This is a genomic window from Actinokineospora auranticolor, from assembly GCF_002934265.1.
Taxonomy (GTDB): Bacteria; Actinomycetota; Actinomycetes; order Mycobacteriales; family Pseudonocardiaceae; genus Actinokineospora; species Actinokineospora auranticolor.
Genome location: NZ_PTIX01000001.1, coordinates 326,185 through 347,101 on the forward strand (window position 1 = coordinate 326,185; position 20,917 = coordinate 347,101).

At 70.8% G+C, this 20,917-nt stretch carries 15 protein-coding genes and 3 tRNA genes; 9 read left to right on the plus strand and 9 right to left on the minus strand.

Going from position 1 to position 20,917, the window contains the following annotated elements; translation table 11 throughout:
• The first annotated feature begins 136 nt into the window (after positions 1–136).
• Positions 137–208: transfer RNA gene (locus CLV40_RS01415), tRNA-Arg, on the plus strand.
• Positions 209–216: 8 nt separating this feature from the next.
• A tRNA-Gln gene (locus tag CLV40_RS01420) sits at positions 217–287 on the plus strand.
• A gap of 46 nt (positions 288–333) precedes the next feature.
• Here the strand turns inward: CLV40_RS01420 and lysS are convergent.
• Entirely contained in the window at positions 334–2,037 is a 1,704-nt protein-coding gene (gene lysS / locus CLV40_RS01425) for a lysine--tRNA ligase (protein ID WP_104476086.1), read from the minus strand.
• Between the two features lie 89 nt (positions 2,038–2,126).
• Here lysS and CLV40_RS01430 point away from each other — a divergent pair, with 89 nt between their 5' ends.
• Positions 2,127–2,648 carry a hypothetical protein gene (locus tag CLV40_RS01430; RefSeq protein ID WP_104476089.1) on the plus strand — a complete coding sequence of 174 codons (522 nt, stop codon included), beginning with the start codon at positions 2,127–2,129 and terminating at the stop codon, positions 2,646–2,648.
• Here CLV40_RS01430 and CLV40_RS01435 read toward each other — a convergent pair.
• Positions 2,578–3,846, minus strand: coding sequence for an MFS transporter (locus tag CLV40_RS01435; RefSeq protein WP_104476091.1), 1,269 nt, complete (start codon positions 3,844–3,846; stop codon positions 2,578–2,580). The genes CLV40_RS01430 and CLV40_RS01435 overlap by 71 nt on opposite strands.
• Before the next feature lie 595 nt (positions 3,847–4,441).
• Between CLV40_RS01435 and CLV40_RS01440 the strand changes: the two genes are divergently transcribed.
• Together CLV40_RS01440 and CLV40_RS01445 are read left to right on the plus strand one after the other, a co-directional pair.
• Positions 4,442–4,514, plus strand: a tRNA-Lys gene (locus CLV40_RS01440).
• A gap of 472 nt (positions 4,515–4,986) precedes the next feature.
• On the plus strand, positions 4,987–6,597 hold the full coding sequence (locus tag CLV40_RS01445) for a TROVE domain-containing protein (protein WP_104476092.1): 1,611 nt from the start codon (positions 4,987–4,989) through the stop codon (positions 6,595–6,597).
• A 147-nt stretch (positions 6,598–6,744) separates the two neighbouring features.
• Here CLV40_RS01445 and CLV40_RS36980 read toward each other — a convergent pair whose 3' ends face one another.
• Positions 6,745–6,933, minus strand: coding sequence for a hypothetical protein (locus CLV40_RS36980; RefSeq protein WP_146107884.1), 189 nt, complete (start codon positions 6,931–6,933; stop codon positions 6,745–6,747).
• 113 nt (positions 6,934–7,046) lie between these two features.
• On the opposite strand from CLV40_RS36980, the gene CLV40_RS01450 reads away from it, so the two are divergent.
• Positions 7,047–8,039, plus strand: coding sequence for an MDR family NADP-dependent oxidoreductase (locus CLV40_RS01450; protein ID WP_104476094.1), 993 nt, complete (start codon positions 7,047–7,049; stop codon positions 8,037–8,039).
• A gap of 8 nt (positions 8,040–8,047) precedes the next feature.
• Positions 8,048–8,422, plus strand: coding sequence for a MerR family transcriptional regulator (locus CLV40_RS01455; protein WP_104476096.1), 375 nt, complete (start codon positions 8,048–8,050; stop codon positions 8,420–8,422).
• A gap of 77 nt (positions 8,423–8,499) precedes the next feature.
• Here CLV40_RS01455 and CLV40_RS01460 read toward each other — a convergent pair whose 3' ends face one another.
• The 5 genes from CLV40_RS01460 to CLV40_RS01480 are packed head-to-tail and all read right to left on the minus strand — an operon-like array spanning position 8,500 to position 15,567.
• On the minus strand, positions 8,500–9,024 hold the full coding sequence (locus CLV40_RS01460; RefSeq protein WP_104476097.1) for an HPP family protein: 525 nt from the start codon (positions 9,022–9,024) through the stop codon (positions 8,500–8,502).
• Entirely contained in the window at positions 9,021–9,743 is a 723-nt protein-coding gene (gene narI, locus CLV40_RS01465; RefSeq protein ID WP_104476099.1) for a respiratory nitrate reductase subunit gamma, read from the minus strand. Before narI ends, CLV40_RS01460 begins: the two co-directional genes overlap by 4 nt.
• The gene (narJ, locus tag CLV40_RS01470) at positions 9,740–10,327 is read right to left on the minus strand and encodes a nitrate reductase molybdenum cofactor assembly chaperone (RefSeq protein ID WP_181043260.1); all 588 of its coding nucleotides are present in this window, start codon (positions 10,325–10,327) and stop codon (positions 9,740–9,742) included. Before narJ ends, narI begins: the two co-directional genes overlap by 4 nt.
• 3 nt (positions 10,328–10,330) lie before the next feature.
• The gene (gene narH / locus CLV40_RS01475; protein ID WP_104476101.1) at positions 10,331–11,872 is read right to left on the minus strand and encodes a nitrate reductase subunit beta; all 1,542 of its coding nucleotides are present in this window, start codon (positions 11,870–11,872) and stop codon (positions 10,331–10,333) included.
• A complete protein-coding gene (locus CLV40_RS01480) occupies positions 11,872–15,567 on the minus strand; it encodes a nitrate reductase subunit alpha (RefSeq protein WP_181043261.1) in 3,696 nt (1,231 codons plus the stop codon). The genes narH and CLV40_RS01480 overlap by 1 nt, the downstream gene beginning before the upstream one ends.
• A gap of 259 nt (positions 15,568–15,826) precedes the next feature.
• Between CLV40_RS01480 and CLV40_RS01485 the strand changes: the two genes are divergently transcribed.
• Together CLV40_RS01485 and dnaE are read left to right on the plus strand one after the other, a co-directional pair.
• Positions 15,827–16,285 carry a hypothetical protein gene (locus CLV40_RS01485; protein ID WP_104476103.1) on the plus strand — a complete coding sequence of 153 codons (459 nt, stop codon included), beginning with the start codon at positions 15,827–15,829 and terminating at the stop codon, positions 16,283–16,285.
• 164 nt (positions 16,286–16,449) lie between these two features.
• Positions 16,450–19,932 (plus strand): DNA polymerase III subunit alpha, encoded by a 3,483-nt coding sequence (gene dnaE, locus CLV40_RS01490; RefSeq protein ID WP_104476104.1) that lies wholly within the window; start codon positions 16,450–16,452, stop codon positions 19,930–19,932.
• Positions 19,933–19,940: 8 nt separating this feature from the next.
• On the opposite strand, the gene CLV40_RS40675 is transcribed toward dnaE, so the two are convergent.
• Positions 19,941–20,129, minus strand: a complete 189-nt coding sequence (locus CLV40_RS40675; protein WP_425428220.1) for a DUF7660 family protein — start codon at positions 20,127–20,129, stop codon at positions 19,941–19,943.
• Between the last annotated feature and the right edge of the window lie 788 nt (positions 20,130–20,917).

A 20,917-nucleotide genomic window follows, 5' to 3' on the forward strand; every position in this document is an offset into this window, starting at 1 on the left:
GCGCGCCGACAGCAGGCCCGCCGCTGTGGCTTCCTCCCGTGACGTGAGTCGCGTCCGGTGTGGAGCCGCCCGTCGGGAAACCGACCCGGGCGGTTTTTCCTTTGGGCTGCCGATTTTCTGATCGGCGTCTCATTTTGCCCTTGTAGCTCAGTGGATAGAGTGCCGCGCTACGAACGCGGAGGCCCAGGTTCGAGTCCTGGCAGGGGTACGTCCCATTCCCGGTTGGTGTAGTGGCAGCACGGCGGATTTTGGCTCCGCTCGCCCAGGTTCGAACCCTGGACCGGGAGCGCGCGAGGGGGCTCACCGCGGATGGCGGTGAGCCCCCTCGGCGGGTCAGGCGCCCAGCAGGGCGCGGATGCGGTCCGCGCCGACGGCCAGGAGCAGGGTGGGCAGGCGCGGGCCGGTGTCACTGCTGACCAGGAGCCGGTACAGCAGCACGAAGAACGCGCGCTGGGCAGTCTTCAGCTCCGCGGTCGGCGCGGCGTCGAAGGTGAGGCCGGCCTGGAGCTTCGGCACGCCGTAGACCAGGGTCGTCAGGCCCGCGAGGGACCAGTGCTCGTCCAGGCCGTCCAACAGGACGCGCAGCGACTCGCGCTGCGTGTTGTCCAGGCCGCCCAGCAGGTCCGCGTCCGGTTCGGTGCGGACGTGGGTGCGCTGCTCGGCGGGCATCCTGGTCTCCACCCAGGTCTGCGCGCGGTCCAGCCGGGGCCGCAACTCCTCCAGACCGGACAACGGGTTCTCCGGCTCCAGGTCCCGCGCGATGCGCAGGGTCTGGGTCGGGTCGCCGGTGGTGACGTCCACAATGGACGCCAAGGTGCGGTACGGCAGCGGGCGCGGGGTCTGCGGCAGCGGGCCGGCCGCGGTGCGCACCGAGCGGTCGTGCGCGGCCAGCTCACCGGCCTGCGCGGTGCCGTCGGCCACCTTGCGGCGCAACGTGTCCCACTCGTCGTAGAGGCGGTGGATCTCCTGGTCGAAGGCGATCTTGAAGGACTGGTTCGGCTTGCGCCGGGCGTAGAGCCAGCGCACCAGCGGGGCCTCCATGATGGCCAGCGCGTCCGCCGGGGTCGGCACGCCGCCCTTGGAGCTGCTCATCTTCGCCATGCCGCTGATCCCGACGAAGGCGTACATCGGGCCGATCGGCTGGGCCGCGCCGAACACCTCCGCCACGATCTGCCCGCCGACCACGAACGAAGACCCCGGCGACGAGTGGTCCACACCGGACGGCTCGAACACCACGCCCTCGTGCGCCCACCGCATCGGCCAGTCGACCTTCCACACCAGCTTGCCCCGCCGGTGCTCGCGCAGCACGACGGTCTCGCCGTGGCCGCACGCGCAGGTGTAGGCCAGCTCGGTGGAGTCGTCGTCGTACGCGGTGACCGTCGTGAGGTCGCGGTCGCACACCGAGCAGTACGGCTTGTACGGGAAGTAGCCGCTCGACCCCGCGCCGTCGTCCTCGCCCGCCGCGCCGGAACCCTCCACCGCCGACTTCTCCGCCTCGTCGGCGTCCTCGGCGGGCGCCTTGCCCCGGCCCTTGGTGCGGTACCGGTCGAGGATGGCGTCGATCTTCCCGCGCTCCCGCATCGCCAGCAGCGTCTGCTCGACGTACGCGCCCGAGGTGTACTGCTCGGTCTGGCTGATCGGCCGGTACTCGACCCCCAACTCGGCCAGCGCCGCCACCATCGGCGCCTTGTAGTGCTCGGCCCAGTTCGGGTACGCGCTCCCCGGCGGCGCGGGCACCGACGTCAGCGGCTTGCCGATGTGCTCGTTCCACGCCTCGTCGACCCCGGCGGGCACCTTGCGGAACCGGTCGTAGTCGTCCCAGGACAGCACGTGCACGCAGTCCAGCCCGCGGCGCCGGATCTCGTCGGCCACCAGGTGCGGGGTCAGCACCTCCCGCAGGTTCCCCAGGTGCACCGGCCCGGACGGGCTCAACCCGGACGCGCACACGATCGGCTTGCCGGGCGCCCGCCGTTCGGCCTCGGCGATGACCTCGTCTGCGAATCGTGAGACCCAGTCGGCCTCAGGGCGCTCTGCCACGGGAAAAGCCTCTCCAGATGCGTGCGGTGTGGGACCAATTGTCCCGCAGCAACCCTCGCCCGCCGCGACCGCCCCTTACAGTGCGGCCCATGACCGAACGACCGCCGTTCCTGGTGCGCCTCGACGCCGGGATGAGCGACCTGACGTGGTGGATCCACGCGGACTCCCCGGAGCAGATCGCGCAGACCCTCGCCGAGGTCGAGGTGCTCACCGACGCGCCCGCGGGCGATGTGCCGGAGGCCATCGCCTTGGCCGACGTGGGCGCCGTCCCCGCCCTGGCCCGGCTGCGGGAACAGCGGGACCGGCAGCGGGCCCGCCCCGAGTTCGGCGCGCTCCTCGGCCGCGAGCGGGTCTACCTGAGCCAGCGCGACGAGGAGTGCGGAGACGACGGCACCTACCTCGTGGAGGTCGACAGCGGCGGTTGGCGCCTGCGGCAGGTGGGACGGCGCCCCGACGGCGCGTCCTACCGGACCGGGCCCGACGACTGGGCCTTCAACTTCCGCCAGGACCTCTACGACCCCGACCTGGTCGAGGACGAGATCAGCGCCGAGGAGTTCGAGGAGGCGTGGGCGGGGGCGTCGCCCGGTCCGGGGCCTGACCCGTTCGGGTGAGCCCCGGTGCCGCCGGGGATGACCGGCGGGGGAGCAGCGGCACCGTCGCGAACATCAGCGCGCCCGCCGCGAACAACCCCTGCCGCACGCCGACCAGGCTCGCCAGCAGCCCCCAGCACACCGTCAGCGCCGCGATCGCCAGGCCGCTGGAGATGGACCACGCGGACAGGACCCGGGCGACCCGGTCGGTGTCGGTCTGCTCCAGCCGGACGGTGACGCACAGCGGGTTGAACACCGAGATGCACGTGATCAGCCCGAACTGCAGCCCGAGCACCAGCAGCAACCCGGCCGTCCCCGGCGGGGTGAACGCCAGCCCGACCGGCCAGCAGACCCGCAGCACCCCGGCCGTCCGCAGCACCCGGTGCGCCCCGAACCGCGCGACCAGCGGTTTCACCAGGCGCGCGCCCAAGAGGCCGCCGAGGCAGGGGAGGCCGAGCGCGAGGCCGTAGTGCACGGGCGTGAAGCCCAGTTCACGCAGGAACAGGGTGGCGAACAGCGGCGCCGTGGCCATGATCAGGCCGTTCACCAGGGTCATGTTGAGGAACAGCGGCCGCAGGTACGGGTGCCGCAGGATGTGCCGCCACCCGACCCCGATCTCGGCGAGGGTGAGGCGACCGGCGCGCGGCGTCGGCGTGGGCTCGGCACGGCCCATGGCCCGGACGCACAGCGCGGACAGCAGGTAGCTGACCGCGTCGGCGACCGTGGTGGCGACCGGCCCGAACAGCCCGATCGCCGCCCCGCCGACCGGCGGCCCGAGCGCCGTCGTCGTCCAGGTCGTCGCCTCGAACCGGCGGTTGGCGGTCAGCAGGCGCTCCGGCCGCACGACCGCCTTGAGGCAGGCGCCGCTCGCCGCGCCGAAGACGATGTTCGCCGCGCCCACCGCCACCGCGACCACCACGAGCTGAGTGAAGGTCAACCACCCCAGCGCGTACGCCGCGGGCACCGACGCCACCGCCGCGAACCGCGCCAGGTCCATGGCCACCATCACCGGCCGCTTCCGCCGGAACTCCACCCACGGCCCCAGCGGCACGGCGACCAGCGCCCCGACCGCCCGGCCCGCGGCCGCCAGCAGCGCCAGCTCGACGGTCCCGCTGCCCAGCACCAGGATCGCGATGAGCCCCATCGAGTCCAACGCCACCGTCGACCCCACCGCGCTGACCGTGAACGCCGCCCACAGCCACCCGAACTCCCGCCCCATCCGCCCCCCAGCGCTCGTGTGCACCGGGTGATCCTGCCGCCCCGCCCGCGCCGGGGTTTTGCCGGGTCCGCGCGCGGAATCGAAGATCTTCGGTAAATAGGATTGACGCCCGTTGGTGGGTGGGCAATGATGAGCACATCAAACCGAACGAGGAGTGAGTCATGGCGAGCAAGTGGCGGGGAGAAGCGGGGCGGTTTATCGCCGTCGCGAACTCCCGCACGTGCCCGATGGCCTGGTCCTCGATCCGGCATGCGGTCGTGATCAAGGCCATGACCTGCGCGGACTCTCCGCCCTGACGCCGATGAGCGTCTAGGAGACGGATGAGCCGCCCCTCGGAGAGCCGAGTCGGGCGGTTTTTGTTTTCCCGGTCAACACAAATCGGCGAGCTTGGGAAGCGGAACGGACTCCAAACCCGTGTCCCGGGGGTTCGACTCCCTCCGCCGGTGCTCGGCGCTGCCCTTTTTCGGAAAGGTGCGGCGTGTTCATTGAAATCTGCATAGCGGAGCACAGACTATTTCCCATGCGCTCGTCTCGGTCGTCGTTCGGGCGGTCGACGCGAGCAGGGGCGTGGCGCGGGGTGACCCGTGTCCGCCACAGGTCGCTAGCTCAATGGTCAGAGCAGTCGCCTCTTAAGCGACGGGTTCGGGGTTTCAGTCCCCGGCGACCTACTGGCCCCGGTGCGCCGGGGCCGTGCGATGTCCCCCCACGGGGTGTGGGGGACTGCTTCGGAGGCGGCCCGTTGCGCAGGCGAGGGTTACTCCATCACTTAAATGGGCAGGTCGCGGGTTCGAATCCCGCCCGAGCCGCCACCTGGCTCGGTAGCTCAGTGGCCAGAGCGGCTAAACCTTCACCGACTCCATCTCGGGCCTCCTCCGAAGCGCGCGCACCGTCGCCAGACGGCAACTTCCTCGACAGAGCGCACCGACTACCCCCGCTCCCGTTGCGAAGCCCACGGTTACTTCGCTTGGAAATCGATCACAGCCGTGCGCACCCAACGACCTCGGGAGCACCGAGTGACCCCGCTGCGAAGCCGAACGGTTACTTCCTGAACAGAAGCCCAACCGTACGGCGCCAACCACCTCGGGAGTCACGACCGGCCACAGCAGGCCACCGGGTTCCCCCGACACGAAGAGAACAGCCATGCCCAAGTTCAACCTCCGACGCGCGCGACCGGCGCCGACCTCCCCGGTCACCGGTGAGGCGGTCGCGTCCGGTCGCACCTTCGAGGGTGGCCCGGGCTACGTGCGCGACACCCGTTCCGAGCTGTTCCTGCTCGCCGTCACCAACATGGTCGGTGAGCACACCTACTACGAGTCCGCGGACCGCCGCGACACCCGCTACGCCAACCTGGTCCGGGCGGCGGCACTGTCCGATCCGGACTGGACCGCGCAGTTCCTGCGCTGGCTGCGCACCGAGGCGAACATGCGCACCGCGTCCCTGGTCGGCGCGGCGGAGTTCGTCAAGGCGCGGCTGGACGCGGGCGTGCGCGGTGGCCCGGTCACCAACCGCTCCGTGATCGACTCCGTGCTGCGCCGCGCGGACGAGCCGGGTGAGCTGCTGGCGTACTGGACCGCGCTGTACGGCCGGGCGCTGCCCATGCCGGTCAAGCGCGGTGTGGCGGACGCGGTCCTGCGGCTGGGCACCGAGTTCAACTACGTGAAGTGGGACTCCGAGGGCCGCGGCTACCGCTTCGCGGACGTGCTGAACCTGACCCACCCGGGTGACCGGAGGGGCAGCGCGCAGCGCATCCGCGGCCAGTGGCAGCACGACCTGTTCGGCCACATCGTCAAGCGGCGCTACGAGCCGGGCCTGGCACCGCCGGAGACCCTGCCGCTGCTGACCCGCCGCAAGGCGCTGTTGGCGCTGCCGGTCGACGAGCGCCGACAGGTGCTGGAGAACCCGGACCTGCTCGCCGAGGCGGGCATGACCTGGGAGGCACTGGCGGGCTGGCTGCAGGGCCCGATGGACGCGGCGGCGTGGGAGGCCGTCATCGGGTCCATGGGTCTGATGGCGCTGGTGCGCAACCTGCGCAACTTCGACGAGGCAGGCGTGTCCGACGAGGTCGCGGCGCGGGTGGCCGAGCGGATCTCCGACCCCGAGCAGGTCGCGCGGTCCAGGATGCTGCCGATGCGGTACCTGTCCGCGTACCGGGCGGCGCCGTCGGCGCGGTGGGCGTGGCCGCTGGAGCGGGCGTTGACCCACTCGCTGGCGAACGTGCCGACCCTGCCGGGTCGGACCCTGGTGCTGGTCGACACGTCCGGTTCCATGCACGTGCCGTTCAGCAAGGACGGCACCCTCGCCAGGTGGGACGCGGCGGCGGTGTTCGGCATCGCGCTGGCGAGCCGGTGCGCGTCGGCCGACGTGGTGTCCTTCTCCGACGACTGGCAGGGCCGCCCGCCGAGCCGCGTGTTCCCGCCCCGCAAGGGCGAGTCCCTGCTGCGCGCGGTCGACCGCTGGCGGAGCGACGGCTACTTCATCGGCGGCGGCACGGAGACCGCGGACGCGGTGCGCGCGAACTACCGCGCCCACGACCGGGTCGTCATCCTGACCGACGAGCAGGCAAGCGCGGGCGACGTCGACAAGGCGCTGCCCCGCGACACCCCGCTCTACACCTGGAACCTGGCGGGCTACCAGTACGGCCACACCCCCAGCGGCGGCACCAACCGCCACACCTTCGGCGGCCTGACCGACCAAGCCTTCACGATGGTCCCGCTGCTGGAGGCAGGCCACAACGCGAGCTGGCCGTTCTGACGCGGTGGTCATCCCGGCAACGGGATGACCACCCGGCGGACGGCCGAGGGGGACGCGCCGGTGCGCAGGCGATCCTTGCAAGATCGCCGTGGAGGGTTCAACACCCTCGTTCTCCACGTTTCCCGCTGACCGAACCCGTGGCCGCCGTCAGTTCGGCGCCGACACCGGCAGAACCCGTTTGGCTATGGACGTCAACTTCGCTTCCACCAGGAACACGTCGACCCGGTTGAACACCGGTATGGCGATTTCTCGCGGTCCCCGCGGGTTCATCGGCGTGAACTCCTTGATTCGAACGACGACGCTCCCCGCGGGCTTCTTCTGCTGCTTACGTGTCACCCACGCACTGGTTCCGGTCCCAGGATTCGCGACCAACCTTCCCCTTGCCCTTGACGCGTGCGTCAAGGCTTACCGTCCGGGCTGGAGAGGGTCGAGGTCGGGAAGGGGAAGCCATGAGCGTCGCCGTGCACCGTGAGGTGCGGTTGGTCGGTAGGCCGCAGGGGGTGCCCGGGCCCGAGCACTTCGCGGTGGTCGAGGTGCCGGTGCCGTCGCCCGGCGTGGGGGAGTTGTTGGTGCGGAATCGGTTGATGGGGGTTGCCGCGGCGATGCGGACGCTGATGGGGCCGGACGTCGGGTTGCCGATGCCGGGCTACTCGCCGGGGTCCGTGTTGTGGGGGCCCGCGTTGGGGGAGGTCGTTGAGGGGGACGGGTTCGAGCCCGGCACCCTCGTCGCCCACAACCTCGGGTGGCGTGAGTACGCGGTCGTGCCGCGAGATCAAGCCCGGGTGGTTGAGCCCGGGTTGCCGGAGGCCGCGCACCTGTCGCAGGTGTCGACGGCGTGGTTCAGCGTCGAGCGCGCGGCGCGGGTCCGGGAAGGCGACACCGTTTTCGTGACGGGTGCGGCGGGTGGCGTCGGCACGCTGGCCGGGCAGTTCGCCCGGGTACGCGGCGCGGGGCGGGTCATCGGGAGCACCGGGTCCGCGCACAAGGCGCGGTACCTGGTCAACGAGCTGGGGTTCGACGGCGTGGTACTCCGTGGCGCCGAACCGATCGAGACCCAATTGCGCGCACAGGCGCCCGAAGGCGTCGACGCGGTGATCGACAACGTGGGTGGTGAGCACCTGGTCGCGGCACTCGCGGTCGCTCGGCGCGGCGCGCGGATCGCGCTCGTCGGATCGCTGTCCACCCAGGTGGGCGGCGGGTTCAGCGCCCCGGTGCGGATCGACGCCGCCAGCCTGATCCTCCGGAGCATCACCCTCACCGGCTTCTCCGGCGCCGACCACCTCGACGCCCGCGCCGAGGCCATCACCGCGTTCGCCGCCGCCCTGCGGGCGGGCACGGTCGTGTTCCCGCATACCCGGTTGTCCGGCCTCGACCAGGCACCGCGCGCACTGTGGGAACTGCTTGAAGGCCGCCACACCGGTGCGGTAGTCGTGGAGGTGTGAATCGAGGGATGCGCATCGGGGACGCGGCCGCCGCCGCGGGCCTGACACCGCGCGCGCTGCGCTACTACGAGCAACGCGGCCTGGTGGCGGCCCGCCGGACCCCGTCCGGTCAACGCGAGTACGACGAGGCCGACCTGCGCCGCCTGGGCGCGATCCGCGAACTCCTGGCCGCGGGCCTGACGATCGCCGACGTCGAGGCCCTGGTCCGACTCATCGACGACGGCCCCCGGGAGTGCGGGGCCGCCGTCGCCGTCACCGCGGGCCGCCTGGCCGACCTCGACGACCGCATCGCCCGGCTGACGGCCACCCGCACCCGGCTCGCCGACACCCTCGGTCACCGGTTCGCCGCCCTGATGGGCCACCTCGCCGATCCGGTGACCTGACCGCGCGTGGCCCGGTGGCCACTGGGAGCTCATATCTCCCGGGCGCCTGGTTCGACCCCAGGACGCGCGACTCTCCGCTATGCCCCGACCCGGGCCGTCTCCTCCTGGGACTCGGGTGTCTCCGCCTTCCACAAGGGATACCGCACGCCCACGGCCCGGTTGAACACCGCGCCGAGCACCAGCAGCACCACCACACCCAGCAGGATCAGCCCGAGTTGCTTCGGCGTGTGCAGCACCCCCAGCGCCACGATCAGCGTCGTGGCCCCGGCAGGCGGGTGGGGTAGACGCGACAACGCCATGCCCGCGCAGGTCAGCGTGAGCGCCATCGTGGCCGCGCCCGCCCGCGCCCAGTCCATGTGGGACAGTGCGGCCTCGGTGTGCCAGAGGCCGAACGCGGTCAGACCGGCCGCCCCTGCCGCCACACCGATGAGGTGGCCCGCCAACGTATTGCGCGGGCTCGCCGCCGGGTGGGTGGGGGTGGCGAACAACAGGTACGCGGTAGGCCCCAGCGACGGGAACAAGAGGGGTTCGCTGGTACCCACCGCCAACCCGGCGATCGCCAGGGTGACCAACAGCGCGCCGAACCCGCAGCGGGCGATCACGCGTCGTCCCAGCCGCGGCGGGGCGCTCGGGCGGCCAAGCGCCGGTCGTCGCGCGACCGGTAGACCACGTACGGGCGCGCCAGGTAGCGGACGGGCGCGCTGAAGGCGTGGACCAGGCGGCTGAACGGCCACAGCATGAACAGCGCCATGGCGAACAGGGCGTGCAGGCGATACGGGAGCGGGACACCGTCCATCAAGGACGGGTCCGGTTGCAGGAAGAGGATTCCCCGGAACCACGGGGAAATCGTCGCTCGGTAGTCGTAGCCACCGCCCAGGCCGTTGGTGAGGACCGTGGCGGACATGCCCAGCAGCAACGTGCCGCCGAGGGCGAGGTAGGTCACCCGGTCGTCCGACGTGGTGGCGCGGCGGACGGCCGGGGTGCGCAGGCGGCGGTAGAGCAGGACGCCGAGTCCGGCGATGGTCGCCGCGCCCGTGACCGTGCCCGCGGTCAGGGAGAGCAGGTGGTACAGCTCATCCGGCACCCCCAACCACCGGGTCACCGACGCCGGGACCAGCAGGCCCGCCACGTGCCCGCCGATCACGAACAGCAGTCCGAAGTGGAACAGCGGACTCCCGATCCGCAGCAGCCGGGACTCGTGCAGCTGCGAACTCCGGGTCGTCCAGCCGAACCGGTCGTGGCGGAAGCGCCAGGTGAGGCCGAGGGCGAACACCGCGATCGTCAGGTAGGGCAGTACCGCCCACAGCAACACGCCGGTCATCGGTGTGACTCCGCGAAGGTCGGGTAGCCGAGCAGGACGGGTTCCAGGCCGACCCGCTCCACCGGCGCGGCTCGGGGGACGGGGGTGGCGTCGTCGCGTTCCGGCACGTCGCGCAGCACGTCGGCGACCACGGCCGCGTACGGCGTGCCCAGTGCCACGAGGTTGCGGTGCAGCATCGCCACCGACGGCCGGAACCTGGTCAGCAACCGCTGCGAACCGGTCAACGCGGCGAACTCCAACAGAACCGGGAGGTAGTCCGGCAGCTCGTCCGGCGCGAGCGCGTAACCCCGCTGCCGATACTCCGCCTTGATCGCGGCCAGCGAACCGCCGCGGTTGCGGGTGTCGCCGTCCGAGTACCACGTCAGGTGCAGGCACCGGTTCGCCTTGGTGTCGAACACCTCCACGTAGTGCCGTGCCGCCGCTACGGGCGAAATACCGTCCACATAGTCCAGAACGGCCTCGACCCCGGGCGCCGACACCTCCGCCAGACATCGCCGCAGCAGCGGCACCTGCGGTATGAGGTCATCGGGGTAGTGCAGGCAACACGACGCCAACCGGTGCCGCAGCCGAGTCTTCCGGTCCACGGGTCACCCCTTCCCCGGCAGCGTCGGGAACAGCCCCGAGGGCCGCTCGTCGTCCCGCCAGGTGAACAGCTCCGTGCGGCCGTCCAGCATGCCCGGGCCGCCGTAGGTGTCGAGGCTGCACGTCGTCGCGATCCCCTCCAGGTCGTGCGCGCGACCGATCCCGGAGGTCGGGATCACGTACCGGTCGGCGTACTTCGCGACCGCCAGCAACCGGTACATCGACTCGATGGACTCCGCTGTCATCCCCACCCGCGACGGCCCCCGGGGGTCGTGGGGCTCGCCGAGGTTGATCGACCGCATGTGCGACCTCATCGCCGCCAACCGCCGCAACGCCAGCCGAACGGGTTCCTGGTCGCCCGCCGTGAACAGCCCGGCCAGGTAGTCCAGGGGGATGCGCAGCGTGTCGATGGCCCCGAACAGGTTCCCGGCGTCCTCGCCGTCGAAACCGGTGCCGGACAAGGCGTCCACGACCGGCGACAGCGGTGGCACGTACCAGACCATCGGCATGGTCCGGTACTCCGGGTGCAGCGGCAGCGCCACCCGGTGCCGCATGATCAGCTCGTACACCGGTGACCGCCGCGCCGCGGTGATCCAGTCGTGCGGGATCCCCGCCCGCTCCGCCGCCGCGGCGACCTCGGGGTCGTGCGGGTCGAGGAACACGCCGAGTTGCGCCTCGTAAAGCCCCTGTTCGTCCGGTGTGCTCGCCGCCGCCGTCACCCGGTCCGCGTCGTAGAGCATGACCCCGATGTACCGCAGCCGCCCGACGCACGTCTCCGCGCACACCGTCGGCTCCCCGACCTCGAGGCGCGGGTAGCAGAACGTGCACTTCTCCGCTTTGCCCGTCTTGTGGTTGAAGTACACCTTCTTGTACGGGCACCCCGAAACGCACATCCGCCAACCACGGCACTGGTCCTGGTCGACCAGCACGATCCCGTCCTCGGACCGCTTGTACATCGCGCCCGACGGGCACGACGCCACGCAGGACGGGTTCAGGCAGTGCTCGCAGATGCGCGGTAGGTAGAACATGAACGACTGCTCGTACGAGAACTTGACCTCACGCCCCAGTTTCCGCACCACCGGGTCGCCCGCCGCGTGCTCCGGACCGCCGCCGAGGCTGTCCTCCCAGTTGGGCCCGTACCGGACCTCCGTCGGCGCGCCCGTCACCGCCGACACCGGCCGCGCGGTCGGCACGTCGTCGCCCAGCGGCGCCTCGGTCAGGTTCCGGTAGTCATACGTCCACGGCTGGTAGTAATCGTCCAATTCGGGCAGATCGGGGTTGGCGAAGATGTTCAGGAGCTTCTTGAGCCGACCACCGGCCGCCGGTTTCAACCGGCCGCGCTTGAGCGCCCAGCCGCCCTTCCACTCGTCCTGGTCCTCGTACCGGCGCGGATAACCCTGCCCCGGCTTGGTCTCGACGTTGTTGAACCAGGCGTACTCCACACCGCCCCGGTTGGTCCACGTCTGCTTGCACGTGACCGAGCACGTGTGGCAGCCGATGCACTTGTCCAGGTTCATGACCATCGCCAGCTGCGCCATGACGCGCATCAGTAGTCCACCTCCTGCGAGCGGCGGCGCAGCACCGTGACCTCGTCGCGCTGGTTGCCGGTGGGGCCGTAGTAGTTGAGCGCGAAGCTGAGCTGCCCGTAGCCGCCGATCAGGTGCGTCGGCTTGATCTGCAAGCGGGTCAGGGAGTTGTGGATGCCACCGCGCTTGCCGGTGGTCTCGCTGCGCGGCACGTTCACCGTGCGTTCCTGCGCGTGGTAGAGGTACACGGTGCCGGTGGGCATCTTGTGCGACACGATCGCGCGGGCCACGACCACGCCGTTGCGGTTGACGGCCTCGATCCAGTCGTTGTCCGACACGCCGATCGCCGCCGCGTCGGCCGGGCTGATCCAGAACGCCGGGCCGCCACGGGACAGCGTCTGCATGATCGGGTTGTCCTGGTACTCGGAGTGGATGGACCACTTCGAGTGCGGCGTCAGGTACCGCACGGTGACCTCCGGGCCGTTGGGGCCGATCCGGGGTTCGCCGAAGAGCCGGTGCAGGTCCAGCGGCGGCCGGTAGACGGGGAGCTGCTCGCCGATCTCGGCGACCCAGTCGTGGTCGAGGTAGAAGTGCTGGCGCCCGGTGAGGGTGTGCCACGGTTTGAGGCGTTCGACGTTGATGGTGAACGGCGCGTACCGGCGACCGCCGGACTCGTCGCCGGACCACTCCGGGCTGGTGACCACCGGCGCGGGCCGCGAACGCGTGTCGGCGAACGTGACCCGGTGCGCGCGGTGGTGCTCGACCAGCGGCCGCAGCGGCTTGCCGACCCGCTCCTCCAGCCACCGGAATCCCTCGTCCGCGATCCGGCCGTTCGTGGTGCCGGACAGCGCCAGCACGGCGTCGGCGGCCTTGCGGTCGGTGTCCAGCAGCGGGCGGCCCGCCGCCGGGCCGGTGCGGGCGACGCCGTTGGACTCACCCAGCCAGGCCACTTCCGGGGCCACCTCCGCCGTCCACCCCTTGGTCGTGACGCCGAGCTTGTCGACGAGCGGACCGAGGGTGGACAGCTTCGCGGCGATGGCGGTGTGGTCGCGCTCGACGACGGTCAACACCGGGAACGTCCGCCCGGGAACGGGTTCGCAGTCGCCGTCCCGCCAATCCCGCACCACACCGCCGGGTTGCGCGATTTCGCCCGGGGTGTCGTGTTGCAGCGCGGTCGCCACGACGTCGCGCCGCGTGCCCAGGTGCGTCTCCGCCAGCTCGCTGAGCTTGCGCGCGATGGCGTGGAAGGCGTCGAAGTCGGTGCGGGCCTGCCAGGGCGGGTCCACGGCCGCGTTGAACGAGTGCACGAAGGGGTGCATGTCCGTGCTGGACAGGTCGTGCTTCTCGTACCAGGTCGCGGCGGGCAGCGTCACGTCGGCGAACAGTGTCGTGCTGGTCATCCGGAAGTCCAGCGCCAGCAGGAGATCCAGCTTCCCCTCCGGTGCCGCGTCCCGCCAGCGCACGTGCCGCGGCCGCTGCTCGGGCGGTGTCTCCTCGGCGCGCGGGTTCCCGTCGGCGCCGAGCAGGTGGCGCAGGAAGTACTCGTTGCCCTTGGCCGACGAACCCAGGAGGTTCGCCCGCCACACGGTCAGCACGCGCGGCCAGTTCGCCTCCGCGTCCGGGTCCTCGCAGGCGAACCCCAGCTCGCCGGAGCGGACCTGGTCGAGGACGTGCGCGACCGGGTCGCGGCCCGCCCGTTCCGCCTCGTCGGCCAGGTCGAGCGGGTTGCGGTCGAAGGTCGGGTACGACGGCATCCAGCCCAGCCGCGCCGAGTCGGCCAGGCAGTCGGCGACGCTGTCGCCCGCCAGCGCGCCCGCCGAACCCGGCCAGGTCAGGGCGTCGGTGGTGAGGCGGTCGTAGCGCCACTGGTCGGTGTGGGTGTACCAGTAGCCGGTGCCGATCATCTGCCGCGGCGGCCGCTGCCAGTCGAGGCCGCCCGCGAGGGTGGCCCAGCCGGTGAGCGGGCGGACCTTCTCCTGGCCGACGTAGTGCGCCCAACCGCCGCCGTTGCGGCCCTGGCAGCCGGTGAGCAGCAGCAGGGTCAGGAAGGCCCGGTAGACCAGGTCGGAGTGGAACCAGTGGTTCGTGCCCGCGCCCATGATGATCATGCAGCGGCCCTTCGAGCGGACCGCGGTGTCGGCGAACTCGCGGGCGATCCGGGTGATCCGGCCCGCGTCCACGCCGGTGAGCCGCTGCGCCCAGGCCGGGGTGCCGGGGGAGTCCGGGTCGTCGAAGCCGGTGGCCCAGGTGCCCGGCAGCCCGGGGCGGGACACGCCGCGCTGGGCCAGGAGCAGGTCGAACACCGTGGTCACCGCGCGTCCGGCGATCCGCCGCACGGGGACGCCCCTGGTCACCGCGTCGCCCCGGCCCTCGGGGTTGTCGAAGCGGGGGAGCAGGACCTCGGCGGTCTCGGACTGTCCGGTGTAGAGGGTCAGGCGGGGCGCGCGGCCCTCCAGGTCGAGGTTCCAGCGGCCGGGTTCGGCGGTCCAGCGGAAGCCGAGGGTGCCGTTGGGGGCGAAGGGCTCGTCGGTGGTCTTGTCCAGCAGGACCGGCTTCCACGGCCCGTCGGGGGACGTGTCGCCGAGGTCGGCGGCGGTGAGGAACTTGCCGGGGACCAGGGTGCCGTCGCGCTCGTCGAGGGAGACCAGGAAGGGCAGGTCGGTGAAGCGGGTGACGTAGTCGGTGAAGAACGGGACCTGGTCGTCGACGAAGCACTCCCGCAGCACGACGTGCGCCATCGCGATGGCGACGGCGGCGTCGGTGCCCGGGTGCGGTGCCAGCCACTCGTCGGCGAACTTGGTCGCGTCCGAGTAGTCCGGTGAGCACACCACGACCTTCTGGCCCCGGTAGCGCGCCTCGGCCATGAAGTGCGCGTCCGGGGTGCGGGTCACCGGGACGTTGGAACCCCACAGCACCAGGTACGCCGCGTCCCACCAGTCGGCGGACTCCGGCACGTCGGTCTGGTCGCCGAACACCTGCGGCGAGGCGGGCGGGAGGTCGGCGTACCAGTCGTAGAACGAGAGCATGGGCGCGCCGATCAGCGCCATGAACCGGGAACCGACCGCGTGCGACACCATCGACATGGCGGGGATCGGGGAGAACCCGGCGATCCGGTCGGGACCGTGGCGGCGCAGCGTGTGCACGTGCGCGGCGGCGACCATCTCCACCGCCTCGTCCCACGTGACCCGCACCAACCCGCCCCGGCCCCGGGCCCGGTGGTACGCGCGGCGCTTCATCGGATCATCCACAATAGACGCCCACGCGCCGACCGCGTCGTCGTGCGCCCGGCGGGCCTCGCGGTACATCTCCACCAGTACACCCCGCGCGTACGGGTAGCGCACGCGCAGCGGCGAATAGGAGTACCAGGAGAACGAAGCGCCGCGCGGGCAACCGCGTGGCTCGTACTCGGGGCGGTCCGGTCCGGTGGAGGGGTAGTCGACGTCCTGGGTCTCCCAGGTGATGATGCCGTCCTTCACGTAGACCTTCCACCGGCAGGACCCGGTGCAGTTGACCCCGTGCGTGGACGGCACGACCTTGTCGTGGCTCCAGCGGTCGCGGTAGAACGCGTCGCCTTCGCGACCGCCGCGGTGGTAGGCGGTGCGCAGGTCGGTCGAGACCTCGGCGGAGGTCAGGAACCGGCCCGCGGCGAGCGGCAGATCGCTCGCTCGATCCCCCGCGGACCCGATGTCCGCAATGCCCGGAAAAGCCGCGCACATACGTGTTCCTCCCCGACTAACGAGATCCGATGGCGCGAGTTGAACCTATTGAACTCTTCGAGAATACGCCAATCCAAGGGCGATGTGATCCACGACACGTCATTGCCATTCACTTTACTTGTCCATTTTGGACTGTTGGCTGCGAGCTTGGGATCAAGGATTGTGCCTGATCTCCAAAAGTTCACTCGATTCGGGGAAGTGGTGATTGTCCACCGTTCCCCTATGGTGAGAGAACCGACGAGAAAAGGATGGCCCGCCCATGAGCGCCGACGCGCGTTTGTTGGTACAGGCGGCGGTCTGGGGCGGTGGCGACAACCGCGTCGCGGTGCTGCTCGTCGAGGGGCGCGGCGGATCGGCTCCCGCGCTCACCGCCGCACTGCTCAACAGTGGCCTGGTCCTGGTCACGGAACTGGACCGGGTGGCGCTGCCCAGGGCTCGCGGGTGGCGGGTGCGGGTGGCCCGCGACCGCCGGGTCAGCGTCACGTGGCCGTTTCGCGGTCCATTGCTGCGCGCCGCCGACCTGGAGCTGCCCGGCGTTTGGCGCTGGGCCGCGCGGGAACGCGGTGCGGTGGTCCTGTTGGCCGGTTCGCGTTTAGGGCTCGCCGAATCGGACGCCGGGCGCAGACGGGAGTTGTTGCGCGTCGCGGCGGAGAGCGGAACCATCGCGGGCGCGGCCGTGCCATTTGTCGAATTTGATCACGGAAAAGAGGTGGCGTGATCGCGTTAACGGTGAATAGGACCTGAACGGGGATCGCGGGCGCCGCTGAGCGGTGTCCACAACCGCTCGTTGTGTGCGACGCGTGTCTTTTGTTTGACGCCGCCGCCCACCCGGGGCTGCAATGGGTGCACGACCCGTTCCGCGGCCACCCCGGGAGGTGCCGGTTGTCCTCGTTCGTCCACCTCCACGTGCACACCGAGTACTCGATGCTCGACGGTGCCGCGCGGGTCGGCCCGCTCGTCGAGGAGGTCACCAGGCTCGGCATGTCCTCCGTCGGCCTGACCGACCACGGCAACCTCTACGGCGCCGACGAGTTCTACCGGCGCACCACCGCCGCGGGCGTCACGCCGGTCATCGGGATCGAGGCGTACGTCGCGCCGTCGAGCAGGCACCACCGCAAGCCGGTCTTCTGGGGCGGTCGCGGCTCGGCGGGCGACGTGTCCGGCGGCGGCGCGTACACGCACCTGACGATGTTCGCCGAGAACGCCACCGGACTGCGCAACCTGTTCCGGCTGTCGTCACTGGCCAGCATGGAGGGCTTCTACCGCAAGCCGCGCGTCGACCGCGAGCTGCTCGCCGCGCACGCCGAGGGGATCATCGCCACCACGGGCTGCCCGTCGGGGGAGGTCCAGACCAGGCTGCGGCTCGGGCAGCGGGCGGAGGCGCTGCGGGCGGCGGCCGATTACCGGGACATCTTCGGCGCGGGCAACCTCTACCTCGAGCTGATGGACCACGGCCTGACGATCGAGCGCGCGGTCCGTGCCGACCTGCTGTCACTCGGCCGTGACCTCGGCCTGCCGCCGGTGGCCACCAACGACTCGCACTACGTGTCCCGCGAGCACGCCGACGCGCACGCCGCGCTGTTGTGCGTGCAGTCCGGCAAGACCCTCGACGACCCCACCCGCTTCCGCTTCGACGGCGACGGCTACCACCTCAAGCCCGCCGCCGAGATGCGCGCGTACTGGGACCCTGAGGTGCCCGGGGCCTGCGACAACACGCTGCGGATCGCCGAGCGGGTGCGGCCGTACGACGACGTGTGGCGGCACCGCGACCGGATGCCGGTGTACCGGGCACCCGAGGGGCACGACGTGGACTCGTGGTTGCGCGCCGAGGTCGAGCGCGGCCTGCGGTGGCGGCTGCCGGGCGGCGTGCCGCCCGAGTACACCGCTCGGGCGGCGTACGAGGTGGACGTCATCACCGGCAAGGGCTTCGCCGCGTACTTCCTCATCACCGCCGACCTGATGAACCACGCCCGCGAGGTCGGCATCCGGGTCGGCCCCGGCCGCGGCTCGGCCGCCGGGTCGCTGGTGGCCTACGCCCTGGGCGTCACCAACCTCGACCCGATCGCGCACGGCCTGCTGTTCGAGCGGTTCCTCAACCCCGAGCGCACCTCGATGCCCGACATCGACATGGACTTCGACGACCGCCGTCGCGGCGAGATGGTCCGCTACGCCACCGAGCGCTACGGCGCCGACCGGGTCGCCCAGGTCATCACCTTCGGCCGGATCAAGACCAAGGCGGCGATCAAGGACGCCGCGCGCGTGCGCCTCGGGCAGCCCGGGTACGCGGTGGCCGACCGGATCACCAAGGCGCTGCCGCCGCCGGTCGCCGCGCGGGACATCCCGCTGCGGGGGATCACCGACCCGACCCACGAGCGGTACCCGGAGGCGGCGGAGGTGCGGGCGCTGATCGGGGCGGACAGCGCGGTCGCGGGGATCGTGGAGACCGCGCGCGGCCTGGAGGGCCTGGTCCGCAACGCCGGGGTGCACGCCTGCGCGGTGATCATGTCCGCCGAACCGCTGCTCGACGTGATCCCGCTGTGGCGGCGCGACGACGGCGCCGTGATCACCGGGTGGGACTACCCGTCGTGCGAGTCCATCGGCCTGCTGAAGATGGATTTCCTCGGCCTCCGCAACCTGACCGTGATCGGCGACGCCATCGCGAACGTCGAGGCCAACCGGGGCGAGACCATCGACCTCGACACCCTGCGCACCGACGACCCCCGAACCTACGAATTGCTCGCCCGCGGCGATTCCCTCGGCGTGTTCCAATTGGACGGCGGCCCCATGCGCGACCTGCTGCGGCGACTGCGGCCGACGGGTTTCGAGGACATCACCGCCGTCAACGCGCTCTACCGGCCGGGCCCGATGGCCATGAACACCCACAACAACTACGCGGACCGGAAGAACGGCAGGCAGGCCGTCGAACCGATCCACCCCGAGCTGGCCGACCCCTTGGCCGACATCCTCGCCGAGACCCACGGACTGGTCGTGTACCAGGAACAGATCATGCAGATCGCCCAACGCGTCGCGGGTTTCTCCATGGGCCGCGCCGACGTCCTGCGCCGGGCGATGGGCAAGAAGAAGAAAGAGGTGCTGGAAGAGGAGTTCACCGGCTTCCGCGACGGCATGCGCGCGGCGGGTTTCTCCGAAGGCGCGACCCGGTCACTCTGGGACACGATCCTCCCGTTCGCGGGCTACGCCTTCAACAAGTCCCACGCGGCGGGCTACGCGCTGGTCGGTTACTGGACGGCGTACCTGAAGGCGAACTACCAGCCGGAGTACATGGCCGCGCTGCTGACCTCGGTGTCGGGCAACAAGGACAAGTCGGCGGTCTACCTGGCCGAGTGCCGCGCCCTCGGTATCCGGGTGCTCCCGCCGGACGTCAACGAATCCGCACCCCACTTCGCCGCCGTCGGCCCCGACATCCGGTTCGGCCTGGGCGCGATCCGCAACGTCGGCCTCCCCGCCGTGGAGTCGATCATCGCGACCCGCCGCTCCCAAGGCCCCGCCACCTCGTTCGCCGACTTCCTGACCAAGTCAGAACTGTTGTGCTGCAACAAGAGACTGGTCGAGTCATTGCTGAAATCCGGCGCCTTCGACTCTTTCGGTCACACCCGGCGTGGGTTGTCGATGGTCCACGAGGAGGCGGTCGACGCGATCGTCGCCTTGAAGCGACGGGAGGCCGAGGGGCAGTTCGACCTGTTCGTGGCGGAGTCGCCGTTGGCCCACCTGCGGATCGACCCGGAGGAGTGGCCTCGTGATCGGCTGCTCGCCCAGGAACGGGAGATGCTGGGCCTATACGTGTCCGGGCACCCCCTGGACGGTGCCGAGTCCGTCCTCCGCCGAGCGGCACCTCGATCATTGGGCACGGTGCTCGCCGACCCGCCCAGATCCGGAGACCTGGTCATCGCGGGCCTGCTGTCCTCCGTGGAGCGAAAGGTGACCAGAAAGGGCGAACCCTGGGCGGTTGCCGTCCTGGAGGACTTGGACGGTAGCGCGGAGGTGTTGTTCTTCCCCCGCTGCTACGCGGCCGTCGCCGCCGACCTGGTGGAGGACACTGCGGTCGCCATCAAAGCTCGCCCGAACCGCCGCGAGGACAAGATCTCCTTCTTCGCCGCCGACCTGGCCCCCTTGGCACTCGAACCGCCACTAATCCTCGAACTGGCTACAATGGACACCCGGAGCGTCCTCCAACTCCGCTCAACCCTCCGAGCCCACCAGGGCCACACCCCGGTCCACGTCCACCTCACCACGGGAACGCGCCCCATCCCACTGGCCTTGGACGACTTCCCAGTGGCGGTGACCCCGGCACTCTTGGTCGAACTCCGCTCCGTAGAGGGCATCCGCATCCACCACCGGCGCTGACCGAACGGCTATTCGGAGACCACCGCACCCCGCAGCCCGCATCGCAGGACTTCCCAACCGTTCCAGGGGACCGTGCGCCCTCGACGGTCGTAATGCGCCCCACAGTTCTCCAGCCAGGCGGCGAGCGCGTCCAGGTAGTCGGGGAGGGTGAGGGTGTCCCAGTTCGCAGGCGACCCATCGGACCACTCCGCGCGCAACGCCCGGATCGCGGCAACCCGCCGGCCCCTGTGTCGGATGGCGGAGGCTGAGGGGCAGCCGAGAACGCCGCAGTCGTCATCGGGTCGGCGATCCCGTGCTCGAAGGCGTAGTGGAAGCGCACGTAGTGCATGCGCTCGAACACGTCGTAGGAGTCCCGACCCAACCGCACCGGCTGGTCACACCGACCACAGATCAGACCACCACTGTCCTCAGCCACCAGCACACCATCGCAGCCCACCCCGCAGACCCCGAGCCGTTTTCACACACGCGCCCCCGCTCGGGCCGGGTTGTCCACAGCCTTGATCATCTTCGCTCGGAATTGTCGGACCCCCTCGCTAGAATGGATATTGGGGCCGGAGGCACGCGTTGATCATCTTGCCGCCCTTCCTGCCCAGGCACACCACCCACCCCGGGAACCTGCGCCCGAATCCCAGGCACACCCAACGCACTTCCCTCCGAGCCACCCCCCCCGCGACCGCCGCAGAAGCCCAACCCACCACTCAACGCAACGTGCTCCCGCCACCCAGTCCAGCAATTTCGTTCCTCCTCGCACCCACCCCTCAACCGCCGCTTGAGCCCAGCCCCCCACAGAACGCGACGCGCCCCCACCATTCGCCTTGATTGGGTGGACTTGCTTTGCGTGGGGGGACGAGCCTGCCAAGCTTTCCGGCGGGTGGGGTGGGCTTGCCCATCCCCACCGCTCTTCCTCACCGCAGGCTCGTAGGGGCCCCGCGCAAAGCAAGTTCGCCCAATCGAGGCCTCCCAGCTTTTCCGCGAACAGCCGGAC